This window comes from Streptomyces sp. NPDC089424, from assembly GCF_044749345.1.
Classification (GTDB): domain Bacteria; phylum Actinomycetota; class Actinomycetes; order Streptomycetales; family Streptomycetaceae; genus Streptomyces.
This window is the reverse complement of record NZ_JBIVHU010000014.1, coordinates 82,077-91,608: the sequence shown is the minus strand read 5'-3', so window position 1 is coordinate 91,608 and position 9,532 is coordinate 82,077. Positions and strand designations below refer to the sequence as shown.

The window sequence follows — 9,532 nt, the reverse complement described above, 5'->3', positions numbered from 1 at the left end:
ATAATCCACCGCCCCGCGTGAGCCCGGCCGCCAACTATCACGCCGTGATAATCGCGGACCCCTCCAGCAGCCCGGCCCGGATTATCACGGCGTGATAATCCCCGCGGCCCCCGACCGGGTGAAACCGCATCAGAACCCGTGAACCGGGTGCCACACACACCACAGAGGTCAGTAAGGTGACGCCATGGCCTCTCCATACCCCGACGGAGACCGGGAAAAGGTGGCGTCCAAGCTGCCCTCGGCGCTCCAACAAGCACTCAAGGTCCGCGCCGCCGAACTCAGCCTGGACATCCAGGACGCCGTCGAGGCGGCCATCACCAGCTGGCGGACCTCCACCAGCACCAGCCCCGACGTCGACACCGCCGGCGCCAAGTCCTTCTCCACATGGCTCCCGCCCGGCCTGTACGAGGACTTCAAGACGACCTGCACCGACCGGGGCGTCTCCTACACCCAGGGCCTCGCTCAGTCCGTCCGGGACTGGCTCGACACCAACCCCTCCCCGCAGGACGCCGGCCGCCCCACCGAACCCGAGCGGAAGATCGTCGGAAACCAGAAGGGTGGCGTCGGGAAGACCGCCGTCTCCGCGGGCATCGGCCAGGCCTACGCCGAATCCGGCAAGCGCGTCCTCATCGTCGACTTCGACCCCCAAGGACACCTGAGCGAACAGCTCGGTGTTCCCCAGATCGAACCCGACCACGACAGCCTGGTCTCCCACATGTGCGGCGAAGGCGAAGGAGACCTTCGCGACCTGGTCGTGGTGATAGAGGACAAGCGGTTCGAGAAGCGACTCCACGTCCTGCCCGCCTGCTTCGACGGCTTCCTCCTTGACGCGAAGATCGCAGTTGTCGGCACGCAGAAGCGCGGCTTCCAGAAGGAAGCCGCCCTCGAGATGGCGCTCCGCCCCCTCGAAGCCGACTACGACGTCATCATCATCGACTGCCCGCCCAGCCTCGGTATCGCCATGGACGCCGCGCTCTACTACGGGCGCCGCCGCCGAAGCGAAACCGCCGGCGTCTCCGGCGTCATCATCCCCGTCCTCGCCGAGGACTCCTCGATGACCGCATACAGCATGCTCGCCCAGCAGATCGAAGACCTCTGCCAGGACCTGTCCCTGGAAATCGACCACCTCGGCCTGGTCGTGAACCTGTACGACTCCCGCCGCGGCTACGTCGCCACCTCCACCCTCGACAGCTGGAACGCCGTCGGCGACCCCCGCGTCCTGGCCGTCATCGGAGACCTGAAGGAACAGCGAGAAGCAGTCCGCAAGAGGATGCCGCTGCTGTCGTACGCCCCGTACAGCGACCAGGCGGAAGCCATGCGGCAGGTAGCGAGGGGAGCCACCAGGTGAGCAAAGCCGAAACCCTCGGGCCGGCACCGTCGTTCGGAGCGGTCCGCAGCGCCCGACGCAACGCCATCCGCAGCATAGGGGGCGAGGACACCACCGCAGCGATCACAGAGCTGCCGGTCACCGTCATCAGCGACAACCCCGACAACCCGCGTAACCACCTCCGCAACCTCGATGACACAGTCGAAGCCGTCCGCGAGGTCGGCATCATCCTGCCCATCGTCGTCGCCACCGTCGACGCTTACCTCCGCGACAGGCCCGACCGCGGAGGCGACCTGGACGACGGCGCCCAGTACGTCGTCGTCGACGGCCACCGCCGCCTTGAGGCGTCCCGACGTGTCGGCCTGGCCATCATCCCCGTCCGTGTCGACAACTCCCGCGTCGCCACCGACGAAGCCCTCCTCGAGGCCGCGTTCATCGCGAACGTCCACCGCGACGACATGACCGACCTTGAGGAAGCCCACGCTCTGAAGCAGCTCGTCGAGTACTACGGGTCGCAGATCAAGGCGTCCAAGCGGCTGGGTATCTCGCAGGCCAACATCTCCAGCAAGCTGTCGCTGCTCAAGCTGGCGCCGGAGTTGCAGAAGGACCTCATGACTGGGGAGCGGAAGGTCGAGCATGTCCGCAACCTTGGGAAGCTGTCCCCTCAGGAGCAGAAGGCGAAGGCCGACGAGCGCGCGGAGGCTGCCCGGCAGAAGCCGGAGCCTCGCCCGGCGTCGGTGGTGGAGCGGGCGGCCGGGCCCGCGGATTATCACGGCGTGATAATCCCGGAGACTTCCCCGGCGGCGCCCGCCGGGTCTGCCGCGCCAGCCGCGGGTCAGGAGACGCCAGTCGAGGTGCCGGAGCCCACGACACCCCCCAGCAAGCAGTCTGCCCGGCCCACGTCGGTGCCAGCGCAGGCGGCAACACCGGAGGTGCCAGCCCTCAGTGCGGAGAGCGCGACCCCAGCTCGGTTCCCGTACGACAACCCGGGCGAGGCTTGTATGTTCCTTGAGAAGAAAGCGAGTTGGGGTGACTATCTCGCCATCTTGCACAACATGATGCTCAGGGCTTCCGAACTGGATCCTGACACCTACCAGGAGATCGTGGACGAGGTCGCAGAGAAGCGATCCGCACCGACCGCCTGACCCACCATGGGCCCCGCACCTCTGCCTTCCGGGCAGGGCGCGGGGCCCTTCTTTTCGTGCAGCCAGAAACTATTGACTACCTGTCTAATATGCGCTGGGTTGTGTCGGTTTCGTGTCCGTCGATCGTGTGCACGTCTCGTGAAACCCTTCCCCACATGCATGTATGCAGCTTGGGATGGAACAGCCGACCCCCCACACCGCTGGGTGGCGGCCGCCCAGCCGGGGTACGGCCCTGCGAGGTTCGCAGCCCTCCAGACGCCACACCCCGGCACACGGCGACCCCACCCGACAACCCGCCACCGGCAACCGAAGCCGGCGGATGGCAACGTTCCTGCCCTCCATGGCAACGTCCCGGACTACAATCGCGTCATCTGACGGGCGCGCCCGCGACACCCACACACCCCCACTGCTGGTCCCGCACCGATGTCGGCAACACCACGACCCCCGGACCAGGAAGCAGGGGCTCCTGGGCATCCGGAACCCGGCAACAACGACAGAAACCGATCCAAGGTTGCCGCCCGTGACCGGATAGGCCGGATCTGTACACCAGCGGACTCAACGGTGTATCAAATCTCGGCTGGTTCTCCCACCCAGCCGTAAATCAATGTCACAGTGGCATCCCCGCAGTGCGGACTGGCAGCCGCACGACGGGGCTGCCCGTCGACCGCCGACCCGACGGGTGGCGACCTTCCCGATATCTGCCGGAGGAATTGGGGGCTACCCCTATGTCCGCAGCAGAGCCGGCCACCCCCACCCCGCCCTGCGTGAACCGGACGGGCGTCGCGGCCGTAATCGATATCAACCGGCGCGTCACAGGGACGTCCGGCACCAACAGGCGGGGGGCGAGGATGAGCGACCCCACCCACCATCCCGTACGCAGGCCAGTCGAACGCACCCCGCACGAGCGGATCGCCGACGACATGGAAGCAGCGTTCAACGCTGCGGGGAAGACCCTCACCGACGACGACACCGCACTCGTCTTCACCCACACCCTGACCATCGTCGGGCGCGCCCTCGAGGGCGCGGAAGCGCAGGACATCATCAACGGCGACCAGCTCGCGAAACTGGAGGCTCTGGTCGAAGGGATGAAGGCGGCACCCCGCCTCCTCTGAATGTGCGCATATGCCAGAGGTTCGTACCCTTTGACTTAGGGTCAGCCCCGAACACCCCGACACTCCCTGCTGATCGTTTGACACAATCCGTTCAACTCGGGCCACACGCGTGCCAGTATGGGGCGTCCGGAAACAACCGGAACAGCATCTCCGGCCTCCGGCGCGCGCCCCGCACACCCATGTACGGACGTCCCGCGCCCCGGGGCCACGACGGGACGGGGACGCCATGCGAAGAGACGACGAAGCAGCCGCAGAAAGCCTCGCCGAGCTGAGCAAGTTCTTCCGCTCGCATCCCGTCACCGGCCCCGCCGGCCACTCGTACATCGCCTCCGAAGCCCGCCCCACCCGTGTCCACGCCGGCGCCCCCGCGAACCTCACCGTCGTCGACCACATCGACGCCACCGTCGCCGAACTCGCCGACTACACCCGCCAGGCCAACCCCGAAGCCGGGACGCTCCCGCCACGCGTCGAAGCCGTCTACGAGTGGTGCGCGGAGAACACCAAGAACGCCCCGCAGGATGTGCAGCAGCGCCGCGACACCATCGTCTACCGGCAGCACCTCGAACACGCCATCGCCATGGGCGACACGAAAGTCGTACGCCCGATCCGCTGCCCCGCCTGCCGCACCCTTGGCCTGTTCTGGAAACGGGAGATCAGCCGGGCCATCTGCACCAACGCCCGCTGCCTCACCAAGGACGGGCTGTCCCACCGCTGGACCCTCGCCCGCCTCGCCCACGCCCAGATCGAAGACCGGCAAAAATCTGTGCGAGTGCGTGCAACCTAATCGCGGGCATACGAGTCTCACCCAGCATCAACAACTTCACACTGCGCACACAACTGGACTGATGAAGTCCGCCCGATGTCGGCCGCCGGAGCTGCGAACGATGGCCGCCCGACCCGGGAGGCCGCATGGCCATCACCGTCCACAGCCCCTACGCCTTCGCCACTGACCTCGTCTCCCTCCACGAGGCCGCCGCACTCTTCGCCGAGTGCGGACCCGAGTACGAGGTGAAGGCCCGCACCCTGAAGCGGTGGGCCGTCAAGCACGGCGTCACCGTTGAACGGGCGGGCCGCGAGGACGTTGCTTCCTGGAGTGACCTCCTGGAGGTGCACGCGAAGGAGATCGACCGCCGCGAAACCGTCGGCGTGCAGTAGTAGAAGGAGCAGCCTCCCAGCTAGCCCCGGCCCGGGTACCCCGCGGGCCGGGGCTTTCTCATATCCACATCGGCATTGGCATTGCACTGCCATGCCGATAGGGCTACTGTGGTGACATCAAGCACCGCAGACCCCCCAACTGGGGCCTGACAACGCGTATCTGACCCCCCGGAGCACCCCGTGGCCCTGATGACGCACGCCCACACACGCCCCGAAGCCGACTACAACGCCCTCTCCGAGGACGTCCAGGACCGCTTCGACCAGTACATGGAGCGCGCCGACCACGCAGCCACCAACGGCGAATACCTCGCCCTGATGGTCCTCGCCGGCATCACCGCCGGCCTCGACCTCCCCTACGGCGACCACATCCGCAAGTGCGCCTGCCGCTGCTGGTGCCCCGTCATCTTCAACCCCGACCACGCGGACGCCCACTGCATCGAGTCCGGCGACGGCTACAACCTCGGCCGCCACCAGTGCCCCACCTGCGCCGACCGCCACCGCGAAACCGCCTGAGGAGCCCACCATGACTGCCTTCATGCGCGCTTTCGTCTTCTGCGACGGCTGTCACCAGCCGCTGGACAACAGCACTGTGCCTTCAGCCCAAACCGTCGGCGAGGCCCGACGTGACGCCAAGCGGGACGGCTGGGTCTGCAAGCGCGGCGGCCGTGACCTCTGCGAGTACTGCGCCCAGCAAGACCGCAACGCCTGACCCACCCAGACTTCCCGGCCGCGCATGACGACCGCACTGCGCGGCCGGGACGCCAACCCCCAGGAGCACCAACGGTGAAGCCCATCCGGCCCCTCAGCCCCGCCATCCGCGCCGAAGCCGCCGCCGACCTCAACGCCCTCCCCCACGGCCGCATCACCGAACAAGGCACCGAAGCCCACGTCTTCACCGCCGGCCTCGACGACCTCACCGCCTGGTACACGGCCCTCGGCGGCCGCATCACCTTCCAGAACGCCGGACCTGGCGTCTGCCTCTGGACCCTCCACACCACCACCGACCACGGCAACGGCACCACCGTCCGCGTCCACGCCCTCGCCCTGAACACCGACCAGATCGACGCCGACTGCGCCAACGCCGTCGCCTGAGAAGGGACCCAACGCCATGACCACCATGACCCCCGAGGCGGCCGCTCAGAGCCCCTTCGCCAGCGACCCCTTCTACTGCCTCGGCGTCGCCGACGCCTACGACGAGCACGCCGCCGGCGAGGACATCGAGGACCTGGTCCGCCGCGCCGACGAAATGCTCGACGCCGCCCCCGAGGGAGTCGTCCCCGCGAACTACTACGTCTGCGGCTACGGCAACACCGTCCGCGGCATCCTCAACTCGCACATCGCCACCGTCAACGCCCAGGCCGAGGACGCGCAGACGTGGCTGGCCCGCAAGCAGGGCCGCGAGACCTCCACCCGCCGCACGCCCCGCCGGCCCCGCCGGAGGACAGCGTCATGAGAACCCGCACCGCCGCGATCCTCGTCACCGCCGCTGCTGTCGGCGCCGTCATAGCCGCCCCCGGCCGCGCCCACCCCGCCACCGCCCACCAGGTGTACACCGGCACCGGCTGGAAGATCGCCACCGGCAACGGCATCCGCTACCTCGGCAGTAGTTCCTGGACCGTCGTCTTCTACGACACCACGTCCCGCACCCAGCTCACCCCCCACGCCAAACGCACCGCCACCGAGCTGTACAAGCACACCGGCGTCACGTTCCGCGTCACCACCACCATCACCAAGGGCACAACGACCTGCCCCACCGGCCGGACCATCATCATGCGGCTCACCTCGGCCGTCACCCGATCCACCGGCACCCAATGCCCCACCCTCACCGGTGCCGCCAACGGATCCCGCGCCACGTTCGCCCTCACCAACTGGACGAAAGCCACCGTCGCCGGATCCAACGAGATCTACCGCCGGCAAGTCGTCAGCCACGAACTCGCCCACTCCGCAGGTCTCACCCACCCCACCACGTGGACAACCAGCCCGGCCCCCCTCATGCGCGGCGACATCTGGGGCGGCTACCGCACCCTCACCCGCGGCCACCAGTACACCACCCAGGACATCAACGGCCTGAAAAACCTCCGCGCCAACGCGACGAAGGTCCCCCCGCCGTGACCTGGCCCGACAGCATCGCCGCCGCAATCGGCGCCACCACCGCACTCCTCATCACCATCCACCAGCACAAACAGCGGAGCACCACCCAGACCCACACCAGGACGGAGGCCCACGATGGCCACCACCCGCACCGCCACCGACACCACCGGCAAGCGCGGCACCGCTAAGAAGACCACCACCAAACCGCCCGCCAAGCAGACCCCCGCCAAGCGCGCCACCGCCAGGCCGGCCGCGAAGAAGACCACCCCGGCCCCCACCAAAACCGCCACTCCGCGCCCCGCCCACGCCGAACCCGACCGCATCAACCTCCACAAGAACCACCCGCCGGCCCCCACCCTCGTCGACCTGCGCCCCCCGCTCCGCATCCGCCGCCGCGTCTTCGTCGGCCCCCACAAGCCCACCGAACTCGCCGCGATACGCGCCGCCCTCGCCTCCGCCGCCGCCCGCCTCCCCATCCCCGTCCGCGCCTGGAACGGCCCCACCGCCCACCTCCACGACGGCACCACCCTCACCCACACCCCCGCCTACGCCACCACCGACCAGCCCCCGCAGTTCATCGCCCACATCCCCTGCCCCCACGGCGCCACCCACGAATACCTCATCCGTTCCGCCCGCGACCTCGCCGGTGCTCGCGCCGTCACCAGCCTCTGTCAGGTCTCGCACGGCAGCCCCGACCAGGACACAGCCATCCGCCACGGCGCCCCCGCCGTCGCCCAGCCCAAGCCGCCCGCCGCCTTCCAGCTCCGCGAAGGCGTACGCCGCGCCCAGGCCCTCCACGACGACACCGAACCCCTCAACCGCGACGACATCGACGCCGGCCTCACCGCCCGCGCCGACACCGACAGCCCGAAGGAGCACCCCCAGCCATGACCGACTCCCTTACCCAGGAGCAGCGCGACCGCCGCTGGACGCAGGCCCACACAGCAATCCAAAACGCCCTCGCCGCCACCTGGACCGACTGGCGCCGCACTGGCCGACGCCCCGACTTCACCAAGGCCGCCGAACATGCCATGAACGGGCTCGGTGACCTTGCCGCCCAGATCCTCGCCGACGGCACCATGCTCAAGGCCCTCACCGTGAAGGACGGCGAACTCTGCCTCGACCTGGAACCCGCCACCGACCTCCTCAAGGCATTCGTGGCCGGCATGCGCGGCATCCTCCACGGCTACGGCGCCGAGAACTACGTCGAAACCGAGATGCAGGCCCCCGCCATCTCCATGGACCTGCGAGACAGCGACACCCCGTACGACTCGTACACCGTCACCATCCAGCGCCGCGAACGGCCCACCCCACACGAGTTCCGACAGAAGGCCGAAGCCCGGGTAGCCGAGCTGGAACGCCAACTGGAACAGGCTCGCGCCGATGCTCAGCAGCACTTCACCGCCTTCCAGAGCCTGGCTCGTCAGGCAGGAATGGCCATCGACCCCGTACACGACCAGTGCACAGCCGAGTACGGCGGAGCCGGCTACACCCGTTGCGAGCTGCCCAACGGCCACGACGGCCGCCACGACTCCGCACTCGGCAATCTGCGGAGGGCCACCTGGGGAGCAGCCTCCGATGACTGACCACACCCCCGGCTACGTCGCAGCCCTCGCCTGCGCACTCCACCAAGCCAACATCAACGCCCTCAACGCCGCCCAAAACGGCGACAACCAACTCGGCACCGCCATCACAAAGCACCCCGGCCTCCGCATCTGGAACGGCGACCTCCTTCGCGTCGGCCACCTCCCCAAGACCCCGTTCGCCGTCGAATGCAACGCCCTCCTCCCCGACGGCAAACACGTCGAGATGGCCCACCACGAGCACGTCCACATCGACCCCGTCATCCACCAGTGGGTGTTCTGCGCCGCGGACGCCGACGGAGCCGTCCCCATCACCATCGCCGTCACCCAAACCCGCACCGACGACCCGGACGACGGGTGAACGCCTACCTGAGGGCCTGCCACGGCAAAACCCGCTTCCCCAGCCGACGCGCAGCCCGACGCCGAGCCCGCCAAATACGAGGCCAAGGCGGCCCCCGCTTCAACACCTACAGGTGCTGGTTCTGCACCGGCATCCATCTAGGGCACGAGCCCGGCTACGCCACCCACCTCCGCCCCGGCCCCCACGGCCCCATACCCGTCACGGAGTACCCAACGTGAACCACACCGCCCCCGAGACGGACCGCCAACTCCGCCTCACCATCGTCGTCCACGGCGACCCAGCCCCTCAAGGCAGCAAGGCCTACAAAGGCCACCGCCTCAACCACAAGTCCGGCCGCATGTCCGCCGTCCTCGTCGAACAAGTCAAAGGCGTGAAGCCCTGGCGCCAGCGAGTCCACGCAGCCGCCCTAGCCGCCATCCGCGACTACCCCAACTGGCAGCCCCTCGACGGCCCCCTCGCCGCCGACATGGTCTTCACCATCCGCACCAAGCCCGACAGCCGACCCGTCTGGTGGCCCCGCAACACCCGCTGGTCCAAGCACCTCCACTGGCGGCCCGCATCCGCACCCGACCTGTCCAAACTCGCCCGCTCCACCGAAGACGCCCTCACCACCGCCCGAGCGTGGAAGGACGATGCCCGCCTCGTCGAATACGGCCACCTCGCCAAGTACTACGCCGACGACCCCACCCACCCCGACGCCCTGCCCGAGCCCGGCGCAATCATCCGCCTCTACACCCTTCCCGGAGCCGACCGATGAC

Annotated in this window: 14 protein-coding genes; all 14 read left to right on the top strand. The window is 68.5% G+C overall.

Annotation, left to right across the window (positions count from 1 at the left end):
* Positions 1 to 184 precede the first annotated feature (184 nt).
* The gene (locus ACIP2X_RS38255; RefSeq protein ID WP_401683165.1) at positions 185 to 1,348 is read left to right on the top strand and encodes a ParA family protein; all 1,164 of its coding nucleotides are present in this window, start codon (positions 185 to 187) and stop codon (positions 1,346 to 1,348) included.
* Positions 1,345 to 2,472 carry a ParB/RepB/Spo0J family partition protein gene (locus ACIP2X_RS38250; RefSeq protein ID WP_401683163.1) on the top strand — a complete coding sequence of 376 codons (1,128 nt, stop codon included), beginning with the start codon at positions 1,345 to 1,347 and terminating at the stop codon, positions 2,470 to 2,472. Before ACIP2X_RS38255 ends, ACIP2X_RS38250 begins: the two co-directional genes overlap by 4 nt.
* An 848-nt stretch (positions 2,473 to 3,320) precedes the next feature.
* Positions 3,321 to 3,584: a hypothetical protein gene (locus ACIP2X_RS38245; RefSeq protein ID WP_401683160.1), complete on the top strand. Its 264-nt coding sequence runs from the start codon at positions 3,321 to 3,323 to the stop codon at positions 3,582 to 3,584.
* A 226-nt stretch (positions 3,585 to 3,810) separates the two neighbouring features.
* The gene (locus ACIP2X_RS38240) at positions 3,811 to 4,368 is read left to right on the top strand and encodes a hypothetical protein (RefSeq protein ID WP_401683157.1); all 558 of its coding nucleotides are present in this window, start codon (positions 3,811 to 3,813) and stop codon (positions 4,366 to 4,368) included.
* Positions 4,369 to 4,493: 125 nt separating this feature from the next.
* On the top strand, positions 4,494 to 4,739 hold the full coding sequence (locus ACIP2X_RS38235; RefSeq protein ID WP_401683154.1) for a hypothetical protein: 246 nt from the start codon (positions 4,494 to 4,496) through the stop codon (positions 4,737 to 4,739).
* A gap of 180 nt (positions 4,740 to 4,919) precedes the next feature.
* Positions 4,920 to 5,252, top strand: a complete 333-nt coding sequence (locus tag ACIP2X_RS38230) for a hypothetical protein (protein WP_401683151.1) — start codon at positions 4,920 to 4,922, stop codon at positions 5,250 to 5,252.
* Between the two features lie 10 nt (positions 5,253 to 5,262).
* A complete protein-coding gene (locus ACIP2X_RS38225; protein WP_401683148.1) occupies positions 5,263 to 5,448 on the top strand; it encodes a hypothetical protein in 186 nt (61 codons plus the stop codon).
* A gap of 74 nt (positions 5,449 to 5,522) precedes the next feature.
* Positions 5,523 to 5,831: a hypothetical protein gene (locus ACIP2X_RS38220; RefSeq protein ID WP_401683145.1), complete on the top strand. Its 309-nt coding sequence runs from the start codon at positions 5,523 to 5,525 to the stop codon at positions 5,829 to 5,831.
* Between the two features lie 16 nt (positions 5,832 to 5,847).
* Positions 5,848 to 6,192, top strand: a complete 345-nt coding sequence (locus ACIP2X_RS38215) for a hypothetical protein (RefSeq protein WP_401683142.1) — start codon at positions 5,848 to 5,850, stop codon at positions 6,190 to 6,192.
* The gene (locus ACIP2X_RS38210) at positions 6,189 to 6,851 is read left to right on the top strand and encodes a hypothetical protein (protein ID WP_401683139.1); all 663 of its coding nucleotides are present in this window, start codon (positions 6,189 to 6,191) and stop codon (positions 6,849 to 6,851) included. The genes ACIP2X_RS38215 and ACIP2X_RS38210 overlap by 4 nt, the downstream gene beginning before the upstream one ends.
* Before the next feature lie 114 nt (positions 6,852 to 6,965).
* Positions 6,966 to 7,721, top strand: a complete 756-nt coding sequence (locus tag ACIP2X_RS38205; RefSeq protein ID WP_401683136.1) for a hypothetical protein — start codon at positions 6,966 to 6,968, stop codon at positions 7,719 to 7,721.
* Positions 7,718 to 8,416: a hypothetical protein gene (locus tag ACIP2X_RS38200; protein WP_401683133.1), complete on the top strand. Its 699-nt coding sequence runs from the start codon at positions 7,718 to 7,720 to the stop codon at positions 8,414 to 8,416. The genes ACIP2X_RS38205 and ACIP2X_RS38200 overlap by 4 nt, the downstream gene beginning before the upstream one ends.
* Positions 8,409 to 8,774: a hypothetical protein gene (locus ACIP2X_RS38195; protein ID WP_401683130.1), complete on the top strand. Its 366-nt coding sequence runs from the start codon at positions 8,409 to 8,411 to the stop codon at positions 8,772 to 8,774. Before ACIP2X_RS38200 ends, ACIP2X_RS38195 begins: the two co-directional genes overlap by 8 nt.
* Before the next feature lie 214 nt (positions 8,775 to 8,988).
* A complete protein-coding gene (locus ACIP2X_RS38190) occupies positions 8,989 to 9,531 on the top strand; it encodes a RusA family crossover junction endodeoxyribonuclease (RefSeq protein WP_401683127.1) in 543 nt (180 codons plus the stop codon).
* Position 9,532 lies beyond the last annotated feature (1 nt).

Bases quoted from the DNA above. Each gene is read 5' to 3' on its own strand.
- ACIP2X_RS38255 (WP_401683165.1), top strand. From the start codon at position 185: ATGGCCTCTCCATACCCCGACGGAGACCGGGAAAAGGTGGCGTCCAAG.
- ACIP2X_RS38245 (WP_401683160.1), top strand. From the start codon at position 3,321: ATGAGCGACCCCACCCACCATCCCGTACGCAGGCCAGTCGAACGCACC.
- ACIP2X_RS38240 (WP_401683157.1), top strand. From the start codon at position 3,811: ATGCGAAGAGACGACGAAGCAGCCGCAGAAAGCCTCGCCGAGCTGAGC.
- ACIP2X_RS38235 (WP_401683154.1), top strand. From the start codon at position 4,494: ATGGCCATCACCGTCCACAGCCCCTACGCCTTCGCCACTGACCTCGTC.
- ACIP2X_RS38225 (WP_401683148.1), top strand. From the start codon at position 5,263: ATGACTGCCTTCATGCGCGCTTTCGTCTTCTGCGACGGCTGTCACCAG.
- ACIP2X_RS38215 (WP_401683142.1), top strand. From the start codon at position 5,848: ATGACCACCATGACCCCCGAGGCGGCCGCTCAGAGCCCCTTCGCCAGC.
- ACIP2X_RS38210 (WP_401683139.1), top strand. From the start codon at position 6,189: ATGAGAACCCGCACCGCCGCGATCCTCGTCACCGCCGCTGCTGTCGGC.
- ACIP2X_RS38205 (WP_401683136.1), top strand. From the start codon at position 6,966: ATGGCCACCACCCGCACCGCCACCGACACCACCGGCAAGCGCGGCACC.
- ACIP2X_RS38200 (WP_401683133.1), top strand. From the start codon at position 7,718: ATGACCGACTCCCTTACCCAGGAGCAGCGCGACCGCCGCTGGACGCAG.
- ACIP2X_RS38195 (WP_401683130.1), top strand. From the start codon at position 8,409: ATGACTGACCACACCCCCGGCTACGTCGCAGCCCTCGCCTGCGCACTC.